Origin of the sequence: Buttiauxella agrestis ATCC 33320 (genome assembly GCF_000735355.1) — a bacterium.
GTDB lineage: Bacteria > Pseudomonadota > Gammaproteobacteria > Enterobacterales > Enterobacteriaceae > Buttiauxella > Buttiauxella agrestis.
This window is the reverse complement of sequence record NZ_JMPI01000030.1, coordinates 211,486-225,950: the sequence shown is the minus strand read 5'-3', so window position 1 is coordinate 225,950 and position 14,465 is coordinate 211,486. Positions and strand designations below refer to the sequence as shown.

Genomic DNA, 14,465 nt, shown 5'->3' with positions numbered 1-14,465 from the left:
CTTTAACTTCCGAGATAATGTTTGAGCGTCATTCTGAGGTCCGGGGCTAATTCTTTGATGTTATTTAACATCCAGCGTAAATAGCCCGGATCTTGCTCGGCGATTTCGGAAATCGGTTTGCCACGATACTTGCCAAACGCCATGGTGGAAACCAATGCCGGGCGGCCCGTAATCGTCACCATCTGCTCAGGCTCCCAGCCTGATTCATCCATAATCCGCAGCAGCAACGCGGCGGTTATGTAGCAATCGAACAGCGCCCGGTGATGATAAAGTCCGGCCGGGGTTTCCACTTCAAGTTTGAGTGATTTGTATAAACCCATATTGCTGTATTTAATTCCCGGCCATAAACGGCGCGCGAGTTTCACGGTACAAATCCACTCGCTATTGGGCAATTCAGGTAACATTCGCTGGTCGAAACTGGCGTTATGCGCAACGTAATAGGGGCTGCCGTAGTAACGGGGGATCACATCTTCAATCCACGGTTTATCCGCCACCATCTCTTCAGTAATTCTATGGATTGCCATAGCCTGATGGCTGATCGGGCGATCCGGACGCACCAGATCGCTCATCGGATTCACTATCTCGCCGTTGACGATATCGACGGATGCTACTTCTACCACGCCGCCCTGCAAGCCACAGGTTTCCGTATCAATAATGCGCAGCATACTGACTCCATCACATCTTTGCTGATTTCATTAATACGCTAGCGTAATGGAATGATTTCTCCATGCCAACCTTTTGCGTCACGACGACCGACAGCTAACAATTCGCCATGGTCGGCACGAACCACTAATTCGCCACGATCGTCCCAACATGCGCTACGCCCGGCTGAACGATATTTCCCATCCGACCAGGCATGATTTGCCAGTAATACCGGCAAATTGTACTTATGCGCCCAACGCTGCAAATACATTTCGTCTTGTTGGTAGCTGATTTCGTTGATAAATTTTCCGGTGGCATAGAGACTCGCCCCCATTTCAGCCGCACTGCGCGGCCAGGTTTCTTCATCACTGCCGGTGCTAAAGCCCATCGCCACACTACGGTTATGTAAGCCGACTAAGGGTGTGTGTTGTCCGGGAAGGTCCATATCGTTGCTGGTAGGTTTACAACAAGCCACGCGGGAACCATCGGGCAAAAAACCAACCGAACCAGGCGTAACGCCTTTTTCGCACCGCAAAGGTAAACCCACCACAATGGTCATTTGGTGTTCTACGGCTGCATTTTGCAAGGGGTTGAGGCGCTCGTCAGTAAAGGGAAGGGAGCAAGCGTGGTGATTTTCTATATTGAATCCGGTGAGAGAAAGCTCGGGGAAAATCAGAAGGTCAATGTGTTCGCGTACAGCACACCGGATAAATTCTAAATGATGTGAAATATTCGAGTCGAGGTCATCGAGGGTGGCGCCATACTGCGCCGCTGCAACATTCCAGACAGGCATACGTTCTTCCTTAATCAATCTACCCAACGGCCATCATCCTATGGCCTAAACAGGTAATTCCTGTGTTTCTCAGTCTTTTACCGAGAAAAATCTTAACACCATTTTTGTCAGGAAGTTTAAGGCAGCGGATTTTTATTTCACTTTAGGTTCGTATGGAAGTCGTGACAGATTAACGGAAGCCAGACGGTGTGCAATCAAACGTTCCCGGAACCAATCTCGCAAATGCGCCGGCTGTTCGCGCTCAACAACTTCGGCAATAACTGGCATGTTGTAACGCTCTTTAAAGGCAACGCCTGCAGCAGCAAGATCAACATTGATCTTATCCATTTCGTCCTGGGGTAATTCAGCAAGATTGTGGTTCATATCGGCCTCCTGTTTTGTGCCGCAAAGGTACTGGTTGCTGCCGTGGATGACAACCCTTTACGGCAATATTCAATCATTGATAGCTGTTCTCATCTCGACTTAGCCAGCACTCAAGGTTATCCTTTTGCCGTCTCGAATAAGAAAAAGGAATAGTTGATATGGCTTTCACTCGAACTCGTCTCTTAACCATCGCTACATTGTTTACCGCCCTCACAGCTTCCGGCTCTGCCTTAGCGCACGCGCATTTAAAACATCAATATCCTGCGGCAGATGCTGCGGTAACGGCTTCACCACAGGCAATTACCCTTAATTTCTCTGAAGGTGTTGAGGCGAATTTTAGCGGACTCACGTTGACCGGGCCACAGCAAGCTGCGGTAAAAACGGGTACTGCGAAGCGCAATGAAAAAGACGAGAAGCAACTGATTGTTCCAGTTGAAGAAGCGCTGAAGCCGGGTGACTACCAGGTCGACTGGCATGTCGTGTCGGTCGATGGGCATAAGACAAAAGGGAATTACCACTTCTCGGTGAAATAAACCGGATGTTGCCCTCTCTTTATATCGCGCTGCGATTCATTCATTTCACCGCCTTAATGGTACTGCTGGGCAGTACCATCTCATGCTCTTTATTGGCCCCTCAGGCATTCAAACCGGTTCTCATTCGCAGGCTGAAATGGCTGTGGCAATCCGCTGTATGGATGACAATGCTGAGCGCCGTAATGTTGTTATGTGCGCAGGCGGGAATGATGGGAAGCGGTTGGTCAGATGCGGTTAATCCGCAAGTCTGGCTGGCGGTTCTCGGCACGCGCTTTGGCTCTGTCTGGCTATGGCAAATCCTGCTCGGCGTGGTGACGGTTGCGGTGCTGTTACTCAAACCGCGCACTTTGCAGTCCATGTTACTTATTCTGGCGGCAGCGCAACTTATTTTACTGGCGGGCGTCGGCCATGCGGCGATGCGCGAAGGTTTCGTCGGCGGCCTGCAACGCCTGAATCATGCGGTGCACTTACTGAGCGCGGGCTGGTGGGCTGGCGGTTTACTGCCGCTGCTGATGTGTATGCGTATGGCGAAAAAGCCGCGCTGGCGAGGTGCGGCGATCACCGCAATGATGCGTTTTTCTCGTTACGGGCATTTAGCGGTCGCAGCGGTATTGCTCAGTGGTGTCGTCAACAGCCTGATGATTTTAGGTTGGTCGTTGCCACTGGATAGCGACTACGTGCGCTTCTTGCTGATGAAAGTTGTCTTTGTTGCCGTGATGGTTATCATCGCGCTATATAACCGCTATTTTTTGGTGCCGCGCTTTAATCGCGCTCAGGCGGCAACAAAACAGTTTATTCAATTAACCTGGCTGGAAGTCATTTTATCCGTGGCGGTGATCCTTGCGGTTAGCATTTTCGCAACCTGGGAACCGTACTGATGGCGTTATTAGCTCAAGAGAGAATCATGAAAAAAAGTATTTTGACTTTGCTGATGCTGGCTTGCACCAGCAGTGCTTTTGCAGCACCACAAATTATCACCGTTAGCCGTTTTGAAATGGGTAAAGATAACTGGGCGTTTAACCGTGAAGAGGTGATGCTAAGTTGCCGTCCCGGGCATGCCTTGTTTGCAATCAACCCAAGCACATTAATGCAATACCCGCTAAATGACATTGCACAACAGCAAGTTACCAGTGGTAAAACCACCGGCCAGCCGATTTCAGTGATTCAAATTGACGACCCTAAACAACCAGGACAAAAAAAGAGTCTTGCACCATTTATTGAACGCGCCGAAAAATTGTGTAACTAAGCCTGCCTAACATCTTCATCTATAATAAAAAACCGCAATATCCAGTACCCGGCTATTGCGGTTTTAATCTAATACGTCACCTGTAACACAGTTTTTTTCCGAACACTTTTGCGCCGGACTGGAAAAGCTGCGCCGGTAATCTATTCTTAGAAGGCAAGGCGAAGTCTGCCTGCATTAATGCCAACTTTTAGCGCACGGCTCTCTCCCAAGAGCCATTTCCCTGGACCGAATATAGGAATCGTATTCGGTCTTTTTTTATCTGCTATTTAAAACAACCGCTTAGCGGTGTTTACCCAAGAAAGACCAAAACTGCACTTTCAGTCTCCTGGGTTTTTCGTAACAGACCCATAACAACATAAACTGCTTTTCCCGCGAATCCAAACACTTTTCGGTCATTTTTTTGGGTGATAACCGGAGATTTTCAGGTGAAAGCCTTCTCGATATTTTCCAAATATCTAATATTCTAGCCAATATTATTCTTTAACATATGGAACTGGCCTGGAAAGTTTACTACGGCGTCAGCGTTACTGTTGAGCTGAGTTATCTTGTGTACTCAGTAAGCGATTTTCTTGCTCGAGGAGTTTTTCAGACATGGGTTGCTGGACACTTCCGCCAGAAGGGGAGACTGGAGACATAAACCACTTGTTATATAATTTATCGAATCGCCCGGAGGTAAACATCGCTTTTATATCTTCATTGATAATATCTTTCATATTATATGCATCTTTTGCGACGACCAGTCCGTAGGATAATGTTTCACCAAAACTTTCGGGACTCATTTGATACTTTTCTCTGTCTGGAATATCAACCAGTTTTCCACGAATGATAATATCATCAGTAACAAATGCCGTAATATGGTCATCGGCAAGTAAACTAAATCCTTCGTTAAAGTCTCTGACTAATTTAACGGAAATAGAGTAATTAAATTGTTGGTTCATTTTTGCCAGCATGATTGCTGATGTCCCACCACTAATGACGCCTACAGTATGTCCGGCCAGCATCTCTTTATTGCTGATGTTATTTTCTTTCTTAGTCAGGTAATTCATTTTGGTATAAAGCCAGGGGGTAGAAAAACTCACTAATTTGTCACGTTGCCCGGTGTTAGCGGCTACGGCACAAAGGATATCTGCCTGGTTGTTCGCTATAACCTGAAAACGGGCGGCAGTAGCGACTTTCACCCACGTGACATTTATATTCGTTTTGTAACGCTGCTTTAGGTTATCGACTACATCCAGGCAGATATCTATCGCCATGCCAGCGGGTTTACCATTTGACAGCCATGAAATAGGTTTAGTGTTATCAACCCATGCGAGCCTGATATTATGAGTGTTAAGTATTTTATCCAGCACCGGGTCGGCAATAGCATTTTCACTAAATAGCACTATGCCTGCCAACAAAAAAGCACCAATCGATTTACAATAAGTCAAATGACTAAACAAAAGAAAGCCCCCATTAATTAAAATGGCTAAAAATGAATGATTTTATAGAGAATTAGAAATGGCCGTCGATACTATAATGTTTTTGATGTTTGATTCCTAATAATAGTCGTACAGGTATTATCCATTTTTACTATTTGCCGTGTAATTTTCTGGACTGTCATCAACGCTTTTAATCCATCGCAATTCTGTGCGCAGCGGTAGCGCTCGCAAAGAGATATAGATCACATTAATTAGCATCCTTACTATCCTCTCTGTACAATCACGTCGGTTCAAAATGAACCACTATTAAAAATAAACCTGCAAAGACGAAACTATGACCACAACTCAAACAGAAACACATCGCCGGGAAAATTCTCTCGCCTATGTACTGCGCAGTCCACGGCTCCTGGCGCGTGAATCCCTCGCGGGGATAGTCACCGCGCTGGCACTGGTGCCAGAGATCATTTCATTTTCGGTGATTGCCGGTGTTGACCCAAAAGTTAGCCTGGTCGCCTCCATCGTATTGTGTATTTCGATGTCATTCCTCGGAGGCCGCCCCGCGATGGTGACAGCCGCTGCGGGTTCAGTCGCGTTAGTGATCGGGCCAATGGTGCATCAGCATGGGGTCGAATATATTTTTCCTGCCGTGCTGATGGCCGGCCTAATACAGATTTTGTTCGGTGTCACTGGCCTTGCACGCATGATGCGTTATATCCCGCTTTCAGTGATGACAGGCTTTGTGAATGCCCTCGGTATTCTGATTTTCTTCGCTCAGATGCCGCACATTTGGGGGGATAATCCGCTTGTCTGGGGGCTGTTTGCGCTCACATTGATCATCGTGCTGTTCCTCCCGCGCGTGTTTAAAATGGTTCCTTCTCCGCTGGTGGCGATTCTGGTCATTACCGCCTTGTGTATCGGGATGGGGTTCTCCGTGCCAACGGTGGGGGAATCCGGGCCGATGGCTGCAGGCTTGCCTGGCTTAACCGAGCTTTTAGTACCGCTCAATCTCGACACTTTACGGATTATCTGGCCGTGCGCCTTGAGCATCGCTTTTGTCGGCTTAATGGAGTCTTTGCTGACGGCCAAACTGGTCGATGAACTGACCGATACCCCTTCGAGCAAGCGTCGTGAATGCTGGGGATTAGGTGTATCGAATATTTTTGCAGGCTTCTATGGTGGCATTGCGGGTTGCGCGATGATTGGTCAGACCATGGTTAACGTGGAACTGGGGAAAGGGCGCACAAGAGTTTCAACCCTGGCAGCCGGACTGGTCTTGCTGTTGTTGGTCACAGGGCTAAGTGAGCTGATGGCGAAGATCCCGATGGTGGTTTTGGCTGGCATCATGGTGATTGTTGCCGTCAAAACACTTAACTGGCACAGCGTTAAACCTGCCACATTAAAAAGAATACCGCTCCCGGAAACGCTGGTGATGGTAACGACGGTTGCGGTGACAGTTGCGACAGGAAACCTGGCTTTGGGTGTGGTGGGTGGTGTTATTTTTGCCATGATTCTGTTTGCTCGCCGTATCGCTCATGTGGTGCGTGCAGATAGAACGTTGTCAGATGACGGACAGTCTGTCCGTTATACAGTGACCGGCCCGCTGTTTTTTGCCAGCAGCAACGATTTGTTTGAACATTTTCGTTATGCAGACGACCCACAAAAAGTGATTATTGATTTATCTCAGGCGCAAATTTGGGATGTCTCTACCGTCGCGGTACTGGATGCAATCGAAACGCGCTATCAACGCTATGAAAGCAAAGTGGATATTGTTGGTCTGGACTTACGCAGTAGCGATTTCCACGCACGATTGAGCGGAAAAATCTGACGCTATGAGTATTAGATGACAAAAGTGTGAATCTGCCGTTACTTTTATCATCAAGGGACTGCTAGATTAGTGTTAGTCCCAGAGTGAAACGGAGGTGCCAGAAAGTTTGAAACTGATCCTCAATAGTAAACTGGTGGGGTACATCGTGGGTTTTATTACCACCGTACTCTTAGGTGTAAGCCATATTGAAACGCTTGAAGAAGCGGAAAAATTTGCCAGATAACTCGTATCACATCCTATAAAGGCTGCATTGAATGCAGCCTTTTTTATTTTATGTTGGCAGAATAATGAAAATGTTTAATCAGTCATAAAGTTAAGGTCGTGAGCATGGTTATCGCAGCACCTCGTTTGGAAACTGAGCGCTTGGTTTTACGTCATTTTACGTTGGATGATTTCCCTGATTTAGCCGCCTGCTGGACTGACCCGGAAATGGTTAAATTTATCGGAGGCGGCCAGCCGCAAGGGCCGGAAATGACGTGGAGTCGGTTATTACGCTATATCGGCCACTGGCAGGCTCTTGGATATGGTTATTGGGGGGTATTTGAAAAAGACAATGAGCGTTACGTCGGTGCGTTTGGTTTTCAGAATGCGCATCGCGAACTGACTCCAGAACTTGAATTTCCGGAAGCGGGCTGGACTTTAATTCCCTCCGTACACGGGAAAGGCTATGCGACAGAAGCCTTAGCCGCGATTTTACACTGGGCAGACCGTGAATTTACCACGCCAGTTTGCTGTATTGTAGATAACGATAATCTGCGTTCCATCCATCTTGCGGAACGATTTGGTTTCCAGTTTCAACACAACGTCGAATACCACGGCAAGCAAATCAAAATGTTCATTCGCCCGACACGTTAACCATCGCCGCGCACTGGTTTATAATTGAGCAATAAACAACCAGTGCGGAGGCGGAATGTATCAGCGAATTGACGGTGAGAACTGGCGGCATGTATTTATTGTCGGTGATTTGCACGGCTGTCTTTCCGAGTTCATCAGCCAGCTTAAACACCAACATTTTGATTACCACCAGGATCTGGTCATCTCGGTGGGGGATCTTATCGACAGGGGGGCTAACAGCCCTGGCTGTCTGGCATTGCTTGATAGCAAATGGTTCAGAGCGGTAAAAGGCAATCATGAAGCGATGGCCCTTGAAGCACTCGACGAAGGTGAAGGGATGCTCTGGCAAATAAATGGCGGGAACTGGTATCAGGAATTGCCTGAACAGGTTCAGCAAAAGGTGCAGCAAGCCTTATTACATTGTCGTGAGCTACCATTGGTGATTGAACTCCACACCCAGGGGAAGTTGTTGGTAATTGCTCACGCAGACTATCCGGCTTCGCAGTACCGCTGGAACCAACCGGTAGACGAGCATTTGCTAGTCTGGAGCCGCTCACGGCTAAATGAAAATTTACGTGGGGGAGGGGCAGATATTGACGGGGCCGATGAGTTCTATTTTGGACATACGCCGCTGAAAGAAGTCAGTCATTTCCACAATCAATTTTATATTGATACGGGCGCTGTCTTTGGTAACAAACTGACGATGGTGCAGGTTCAGTAAACAGTCATTCCTTTCACGATAAACCTAGTGCGCTACAACGTACTAAACTCGTGAGCCGGTCGCCAGAAGCCATCAATAAAGTCTTCGACCGGGAAACATCCACCATAGCGGATCCGTTGCTCATCCATAGCGAACAGACATTGATGTTCTGTGTTAAAAACGTCCACCACAATATCTTCACAGCCACCGTCCAGGTAGCAAACAAACAAAACCAACGCAAACATTCGTGCCTCTGAGTTGCACCGTTTGGCTTAATTGTAGGAGAAGTCACGGGAAGAGGGGTAATCAGACCACTTAATTAACCCGCCTGAGCGACGGGTTCATTTTGGATCAGGCAAGGCGCATGATCCAGGCATCAGATTTCTGGTCGTAATGTTGACGGTAAAGCACGGAATGTTCGCCATCTAAGACGGCGGGTATGCTGGTTTCATCATCCCAGGCATCAAGTTGCATGCACAGGTCCGGGTCTGATTTACAAGGGATGCTTAACGTTCGATCCCCCTGTTGCTCGCCATGTAATTCAGCATCATCAATTTCGAAGATGCCTATTCGTACGTTTGTTTTCGTCATCTCGCTCTCCTTGTGTCCGTATACATGTGGTATGACCAGTGAGATCACCCAATTTAGAGCGTAGACAACCGTGCGAAAACTGCAAACGACATGGCGATTATTTTTTATCGCGTTCAACCTTTGTGAGCGAACAATTTCCCATCACGAACCAAGTCACGCGGATAGCTATTTTTCAGGCGTGAGCCGACTTTTCTCGCCAGTCCAAGAGGTTGCCCTTGATAAGTGACAATCACTTCGTTGAGAGAAGGGGACTCATCAGGGTAAATATCGCGCCCGTGATACCATTCATCCGCTTCAAATTCGGTGAGCGCAAATGCAAGTGGGGAGTCTCCCTTCACCAGCGCAATTACGGCTTCATGCTGCCAGCGGTAGCCTTTGTTGTATTGCTCGGCAAGGCGTAAACCAATGCGTGAAAAGCGCACCTGGCCGAATAGCGGAATAATTTCTTTTGGGAATAACCAAATTTCTTTATCGCGCAGCCAAAGCTGTTGGTCATCTTGCCAGGCAATCCCTGATTGTTTTGCGGCTGCTTTCACTTCTGCTGCCTGTTTGCCATGCAGAGGGATGAAGGGGAATTTACCCACTTTGTAACCCGGTGCCGGGAGCGCTTCAACTGATGCCGTTTTGCGCAAGCGTGCGACAAAAAAGCCTTCGCAATCATAAATCTGTGGGAACACATGCAAATAACCTTCCGCCGTAATCGCTTTACAGGCTTCAGGGAATAAATTATTGAGCGGCGCGATTTCAACTGCATCGGGCCACTCGTCGAGTAACCACTGGCAAATCTGCTGATTCTCTTCACGGTTTAATGTGCAGGTCGAATAAATTAATGTGCCGCCTGGGCGCAGGGCATGAAACGCACTGGCGATAAGCTCTCGCTGGGTATCGGCAATGCCGGTGGTGCTTTCAGGCGTCCAGTTGCGCAGAGCGTCGGGGTCTTTACGCACCACACCTTCACCGGAACAGGGGGCATCAAGCAAAATCGCATCGAAACATTCAGGTAACGCTGCGCCAAATACCCGGCCATCAAAATGCGTGAGCGCCACGTTGCTAATACCACAGCGGCTGATGTTGGCATGCAACACTTTCACCCGACTGGCGGAGTATTCATTCGCGAGAATGGCGCCACGATTGCCCATACGCGCGGCAATTTGAGTGGTTTTTGACCCCGGTGCGGCGGCGACATCCATAATGCGGTCGGGTTGATTACCGTCTGCGAATAGCGCCGCAACAGGCAGCATGGAACTGGCTTCCTGAATATAAAACAGACCGCTTAGATGTTCTGCAGTGCTACCCAATGGCAGGCTATCTTCGTCTTCTCGCTCAATCCAGAAACCTTCCGCACACCACGGAACCGGGGTCAGATGCCAGTCGTAAGGCGCAACAAGCGTAAGAAAGTCGCTGACTGAAATCTTGAGGGTATTCACGCGCAAGCTACGGCGCAGTGGGCGTTGGCAGTATTCAATAAAACTATCGAGAGTTTGTCCTGCCGGGAGCGCATCACGAATAACATCAAGAAAGGCTTGCGGGAGAAAGGCGGTATGAGAGTGAGCCACGAAGGAATTCCAGGAAAAAATGAAGGCCCAAGTGTAGCACAAGCGCCCCGGTGAAGCACCGGGGCGCGGGCATTAACGCGGCAGGGCCGTGCCCCATTGGCGCCATTCTTTCGGTTCACTTTCCTCTAACAAGAAGTGCTTACCGGTTTCGGCTTTCGGTGCCAGCGGAGTACCTGGAGGTGTTGCAAAGGCAATACCTCCCCGAATGAACTGGCTAAAGGTGCCGGTTTTCACCACGCCACCCGTCAGACCGAAATCAAGACTGTAGCCAGACGCCAGCCAGAACACCGAGCTATCACGTACCAGGTGTTGGAAGCGTTTGCTGATACGCAAACCAATCATCACGCGGTCTGAGAGATTGCCCAACGTTAAGCCTGTTACCGTCCCCACTTCTACGCCACGGAACAGAACTGGTGTCCCAATGCTCAATGATCCGGCTTCCGGGACTTCCAGCACGATGCTCAGGCCATCTGAATAACGAGAGTCGGTGATAGACGTTTCCTGCAATTCGAAATCACGGCGGGCTGGGCCGCGTCCTGGTTCCACGTTGATGTACGGCTGGAGAATGGTATCGAGATTATCAACGCCGGAGGCTGAGATTTTCGGTGTTACCACCGAGAAGCGTGTGCCACCACGAGCAAATGTCTGAACAAATTCCGGATAAAGCACCGCTTTGGCTTCGACCTCGCTGCGGGATGCTGTGAGATTGAGCGATTCCAACTGCCCAATATCGATTCCCAGATAGCGAATTGGCATGCCTGCTGAGAGTTTGCCAGCATCGAAGGTGTGCAGGGTAATCTGGCTACCCACGGCGCGAGCGGCAGTTTCAGAGGCGTATAACATCCGTTTGTCACCTTTTTTAAGGCCGACGCTGGCACCGGATAAATTATCAAAACTGATCGCACCTTTTAAGGCACGTGAAAGCGGAGAGGCTTGAACGGTCAGCCCGCTGCCATTGAGTTGCACGCGGGCACCGCCTTCAGCCCAGAACACGCTATTGGCAGTCAGCAGGTTGCGATATTCCGGCTTGATATTCACATCGATATCGAAACTATTGGCACGAGGACGGACGCTGATAATCTCCCCGACCTGGAATTTACGATACAGCACCACGGAACCCGTTTGAATGTCGGGAAGGGTGGACGCCGTTAACGTCAACGTCGTCGTTGGCAGGTCACTCAGACTGTTTTCAACCGCTTTTTCCAGGTTAGCGTAAAGCGGATAGCTTTCATTCATCGCCCCTTTTTTGCTGCCTGGAATCACTCGCACGCCGCCGTTTATCCACTCGCTGGCACTGGCACCTAAAAGCTCGATACCATCAATACCCATTTTCACGTCAATACGGCTATTCACCACGAATTTGCTGTCGCCCTGAATCAAATGCCGATATTCAGGATCGATGGCGGCGGAGAAGGTGACGCCTTTGGCAGACAATGTGCGCTCCAGAATTTGGCCTACCTGAACGCCGTGCAAAATGATCGGCTGACCAGCATCAATGCCGTAACTTTCCGGAGCCGTCAGTTTGAGGGTCATAACATCAGGTTGTTGCAGCAGCGTTTTATCACTTGGGAAAACCACAAAGTGATTCTGTGGTTCGCCTTCGCCAGGGACTAGTTCAAACGTGCTTCCGGTGAGCAGACTGCTGAGATTCGGGTTACTGAGCGAAATTTTCGGATCACGAAGCTCAATACGCGTGCCGCTGCGCATCAAATTGACAACACTTGGGTCGACGGTCATTTGCCCGGTGACTGTGCTGCCTGGATTGAGATTAAGCTTGGTCAACGTACCCACTTCGAGGCCCTGGTACATTAACGCTGTGGAGCCAGCGGTTAAACCTTTGCCGCTTGGCAGATCGAGATCGATGATCACGCCGCGCTGGCTGTGCGCCAGGTCTTCATACAGGCCGAACTCGTCTTCAGCTTTGGCTTCAGCGGAGTTTTCCGGCGAGTCAAAGGCAATGGCACCGTTAACTAACGCTGCGAGGCTTTCCAGTTGCACCTGCGCGCCGGAAAGGCTGACGTTCGCTTTCACGCCAGAGACATTCCAGAAACGACTGCCTTTTTTCACCAGTCTGGCGAAGCGGCGATCGACCAGCACATCAATAGTGACACCCTGCTTATTGTTATTAATGGTGTAGTCGTAGACACGGCCGACCGGAATTTTGCGGTAATAGACCAGCGATCCGCTATTGAGAGAACCTAAATCTGGCGCATGGAGGTGAATCATCAGCTCGCCATTATTCAGGCGATATTTGGGCTGCGTATCGAGTGCGCTAAAGTGCTCTTGCGGTTCACCTTTACCGGGCATCATGCCGATATAGTTCCCGCCAACCAACGCATCCAGCCCAGAAACCCCGGCCAGTGAGGCTTTTGGCGTGACCAGCCAGAATTGGGTGTCCTCGCGCAGCGCGTCTTTCATATCGCTTTTAATACTGACTTTCACTTCTATTTTGCGGAGGTCTTTGCTCAGGCTCACGCTCTGCACGGTGCCGACTTCGACACCCTGATAACGGACAGGCGTGCGCCCGGCAACAATGCCGTCTGCGGAAATGAAATCAATGGTCGCTGTGGTGCCGCGTTCTTCCCAGGTTGTCCACATCAGCCAACTGGCAATCATCAAAGCGATAATTGGCAGCAACCAGAAGGGCGAAATACGGCGTTTTGTTTTAATTCGCGCTTCAGTCGGTGAAGCGGGCATTTCCTGACTCATGTGCGTCCCAAAGTAGTCGGCTATCCAGCCATTCGACAGCAAGAATAGTTAAAATAACCGCTGCGCCAAAATAAAATGCAGCCGGTCCCATAGTAAATGCCAATAACTGATCGCGATTAACCAGCGACATCGTAAGCGAAATAACAAAGAGGTCGAGAATGGACCAACGGCCAATCCAGGTAATAAAGCGTAGCAGTGTTATCCGCGTCTTAAGCCCTTTCTCACATTTAAAATGTATGCTCACCAGCAATGAAATCAGCACGATAACTTTAGTAAACGGCACCAGAATACTGGCGATGAAAACCACAGCAGCAACCGCAATATTACTGTTGGCAAGGGAAATAATACCGGAAAGAATGGTGTCTTCCTGGCGCGAGCCATTTACGTAAAGTATTGATATTGGAAGCAGGTTCGCAGGCAGCAGGAACACTAACGAACCGATTAAAGCTGCCCAGGATTTTTGTAGACTATGGCGACGACGCACTCGCAAAGGCACATGGCAGCGTGGGCAACGTCCACGATTATCCGGTACCCCCGTGAAATGGCAGCCCAGACACACGCGAAGTTGCGGGTTCCACGCCCGGGGTGGTCGTTGCGGGTAGAAACGTGACCACAGCTGTTCCATGTTGAGATGAATCAGGGTTAACAGGCTCAATATTACCAGCGCAATAAACGCCACCAGGCCGACACCCGGCTGGATAAACGCAAATTCGCGTACCTTTATGCAGGCCACACCGATGGCGACGAGATAAATATCCAGCATCACCCATTCTTTGAGCTTCTCAAGCATCAGCAACACCGGGCGCAGGTTCATGCCCAGAATATGACCGAAATAGAGATAGGCGATACCGGCAACCAGAGTCGCAGGTGCACCCACCGCACAGAACATGACCATTGCCGCGGTGAGCGGATCGCCCTGGCTGGTCATCTGCCAGATGCCCTGAAAAAGGTTAGCGTCAATGCGTGTGCCTAATAGATAGATGCGCACCAAAGGTTCGGAGAAAGCAACGGGCATGAGTAGCAGCATGGCCACCGCCATGGCCGCCAGGCGAGTTAATGACCAGTCGCGTCCATGGTAAACTTTGGCGTCACAGCGCGGGCAGTAGGCGCTCTGCGATGATTTAACCAACGGTAACGAGAAAAGTGTATCGCATTGGGGGCAACGCTGATAACGTGCCTGCGGTACAGCATGGCTAATGGCGTGTATTTTCATGTGTCATCGTAAGCTGGGAATACCGTTGGCGCATGGGGCATC

General features: G+C 49.5%; 16 protein-coding genes. 7 read left to right on the top strand and 9 right to left on the bottom strand.

Annotation, left to right across the window (positions count from 1 at the left end; genetic code table 11):
• Positions 1-2: 2 nt before the first annotated feature.
• From exoX to GBAG_RS11315, 3 genes are all read right to left on the bottom strand, one after another.
• Complete coding sequence (exoX, locus tag GBAG_RS11325; protein WP_034495986.1) at positions 3-665, bottom strand: exodeoxyribonuclease X; 663 nt, start codon at positions 663-665, stop codon at positions 3-5.
• 38 nt (positions 666-703) lie between these two features.
• Positions 704-1,435 (bottom strand): carbon-nitrogen hydrolase family protein, encoded by a 732-nt coding sequence (locus tag GBAG_RS11320; RefSeq protein ID WP_034495985.1) that lies wholly within the window; start codon positions 1,433-1,435, stop codon positions 704-706.
• Positions 1,436-1,567: 132 nt separating this feature from the next.
• Positions 1,568-1,798, bottom strand: coding sequence for a DNA polymerase III subunit theta (locus GBAG_RS11315; RefSeq protein WP_034495983.1), 231 nt, complete (start codon positions 1,796-1,798; stop codon positions 1,568-1,570).
• 158 nt (positions 1,799-1,956) lie between these two features.
• On the opposite strand from GBAG_RS11315, the gene yobA reads away from it, so the two are divergent.
• The 3 genes from yobA to GBAG_RS11300 are packed head-to-tail and all read left to right on the top strand — an operon-like array spanning position 1,957 to position 3,577.
• Positions 1,957-2,331, top strand: coding sequence for a CopC domain-containing protein YobA (gene yobA / locus GBAG_RS11310; RefSeq protein WP_034495982.1), 375 nt, complete (start codon positions 1,957-1,959; stop codon positions 2,329-2,331).
• Positions 2,332-2,336: 5 nt separating this feature from the next.
• On the top strand, positions 2,337-3,209 hold the full coding sequence (gene copD / locus GBAG_RS11305; protein ID WP_034495980.1) for a copper homeostasis membrane protein CopD: 873 nt from the start codon (positions 2,337-2,339) through the stop codon (positions 3,207-3,209).
• Between the two features lie 26 nt (positions 3,210-3,235).
• Positions 3,236-3,577, top strand: a complete 342-nt coding sequence (locus GBAG_RS11300; RefSeq protein ID WP_034496304.1) for a YebY family protein — start codon at positions 3,236-3,238, stop codon at positions 3,575-3,577.
• 524 nt (positions 3,578-4,101) lie between these two features.
• Here GBAG_RS11300 and GBAG_RS11295 read toward each other — a convergent pair.
• Complete coding sequence (locus GBAG_RS11295) at positions 4,102-5,016, bottom strand: transporter substrate-binding domain-containing protein (protein ID WP_167333342.1); 915 nt, start codon at positions 5,014-5,016, stop codon at positions 4,102-4,104.
• A gap of 313 nt (positions 5,017-5,329) precedes the next feature.
• Here GBAG_RS11295 and GBAG_RS11290 point away from each other — a divergent pair, with 313 nt between their 5' ends.
• The 4 genes from GBAG_RS11290 to GBAG_RS11280 all read left to right on the top strand — a co-directional run bounded on the left by GBAG_RS11290 (position 5,330) and on the right by GBAG_RS11280 (position 8,375).
• Positions 5,330-6,820: a SulP family inorganic anion transporter gene (locus GBAG_RS11290; RefSeq protein WP_034495978.1), complete on the top strand. Its 1,491-nt coding sequence runs from the start codon at positions 5,330-5,332 to the stop codon at positions 6,818-6,820.
• A gap of 94 nt (positions 6,821-6,914) precedes the next feature.
• The gene (locus GBAG_RS23175) at positions 6,915-7,043 is read left to right on the top strand and encodes a hypothetical protein (RefSeq protein ID WP_281630009.1); all 129 of its coding nucleotides are present in this window, start codon (positions 6,915-6,917) and stop codon (positions 7,041-7,043) included.
• Positions 7,044-7,147: 104 nt separating this feature from the next.
• Positions 7,148-7,675, top strand: coding sequence for a GNAT family N-acetyltransferase (locus GBAG_RS11285; RefSeq protein ID WP_034495977.1), 528 nt, complete (start codon positions 7,148-7,150; stop codon positions 7,673-7,675).
• 55 nt (positions 7,676-7,730) lie between these two features.
• Positions 7,731-8,375, top strand: coding sequence for a metallophosphoesterase (locus tag GBAG_RS11280; protein WP_034495976.1), 645 nt, complete (start codon positions 7,731-7,733; stop codon positions 8,373-8,375).
• A 32-nt stretch (positions 8,376-8,407) separates the two neighbouring features.
• On the opposite strand, the gene GBAG_RS11275 is transcribed toward GBAG_RS11280, so the two are convergent.
• From GBAG_RS11275 to yebS, 5 genes are all read right to left on the bottom strand, one after another.
• A complete protein-coding gene (locus GBAG_RS11275) occupies positions 8,408-8,599 on the bottom strand; it encodes a YdfD/YebW family protein (RefSeq protein WP_034495974.1) in 192 nt (63 codons plus the stop codon).
• A gap of 106 nt (positions 8,600-8,705) precedes the next feature.
• Entirely contained in the window at positions 8,706-8,945 is a 240-nt protein-coding gene (locus GBAG_RS11270; RefSeq protein ID WP_034495973.1) for a YebV family protein, read from the bottom strand.
• Positions 8,946-9,058: 113 nt separating this feature from the next.
• The gene (rsmF, locus tag GBAG_RS11265; RefSeq protein WP_034495971.1) at positions 9,059-10,501 is read right to left on the bottom strand and encodes a 16S rRNA (cytosine(1407)-C(5))-methyltransferase RsmF; all 1,443 of its coding nucleotides are present in this window, start codon (positions 10,499-10,501) and stop codon (positions 9,059-9,061) included.
• Between the two features lie 72 nt (positions 10,502-10,573).
• Positions 10,574-13,210 (bottom strand): PqiB family protein, encoded by a 2,637-nt coding sequence (locus GBAG_RS11260; RefSeq protein WP_034495969.1) that lies wholly within the window; start codon positions 13,208-13,210, stop codon positions 10,574-10,576.
• Positions 13,179-14,423 carry a membrane integrity lipid transport subunit YebS gene (gene yebS / locus GBAG_RS11255; RefSeq protein ID WP_034495967.1) on the bottom strand — a complete coding sequence of 415 codons (1,245 nt, stop codon included), beginning with the start codon at positions 14,421-14,423 and terminating at the stop codon, positions 13,179-13,181. The genes GBAG_RS11260 and yebS overlap by 32 nt, the downstream gene beginning before the upstream one ends.
• Positions 14,424-14,465 lie beyond the last annotated feature (42 nt).

What these genes read in the sequence shown, in the direction of transcription:
- exoX (WP_034495986.1), bottom strand. Translation starts at nt 665, where the DNA reads ATGCTGCGCATTATTGATACGGAAACCTGTGGCTTGCAGGGCGGCGTG.
- GBAG_RS11320 (WP_034495985.1), bottom strand. Translation starts at nt 1,435, where the DNA reads ATGCCTGTCTGGAATGTTGCAGCGGCGCAGTATGGCGCCACCCTCGAT.
- GBAG_RS11315 (WP_034495983.1), bottom strand. Translation starts at nt 1,798, where the DNA reads ATGAACCACAATCTTGCTGAATTACCCCAGGACGAAATGGATAAGATC.
- yobA (WP_034495982.1), top strand. Translation starts at nt 1,957, where the DNA reads ATGGCTTTCACTCGAACTCGTCTCTTAACCATCGCTACATTGTTTACC.
- copD (WP_034495980.1), top strand. Translation starts at nt 2,337, where the DNA reads ATGTTGCCCTCTCTTTATATCGCGCTGCGATTCATTCATTTCACCGCC.
- GBAG_RS11300 (WP_034496304.1), top strand. Translation starts at nt 3,236, where the DNA reads ATGAAAAAAAGTATTTTGACTTTGCTGATGCTGGCTTGCACCAGCAGT.
- GBAG_RS11290 (WP_034495978.1), top strand. Translation starts at nt 5,330, where the DNA reads ATGACCACAACTCAAACAGAAACACATCGCCGGGAAAATTCTCTCGCC.
- GBAG_RS11285 (WP_034495977.1), top strand. Translation starts at nt 7,148, where the DNA reads ATGGTTATCGCAGCACCTCGTTTGGAAACTGAGCGCTTGGTTTTACGT.
- GBAG_RS11280 (WP_034495976.1), top strand. Translation starts at nt 7,731, where the DNA reads ATGTATCAGCGAATTGACGGTGAGAACTGGCGGCATGTATTTATTGTC.
- GBAG_RS11275 (WP_034495974.1), bottom strand. Translation starts at nt 8,599, where the DNA reads ATGTTTGCGTTGGTTTTGTTTGTTTGCTACCTGGACGGTGGCTGTGAA.
- GBAG_RS11270 (WP_034495973.1), bottom strand. Translation starts at nt 8,945, where the DNA reads ATGACGAAAACAAACGTACGAATAGGCATCTTCGAAATTGATGATGCT.
- GBAG_RS11260 (WP_034495969.1), bottom strand. Translation starts at nt 13,210, where the DNA reads ATGAGTCAGGAAATGCCCGCTTCACCGACTGAAGCGCGAATTAAAACA.
- yebS (WP_034495967.1), bottom strand. Translation starts at nt 14,423, where the DNA reads ATGAAAATACACGCCATTAGCCATGCTGTACCGCAGGCACGTTATCAG.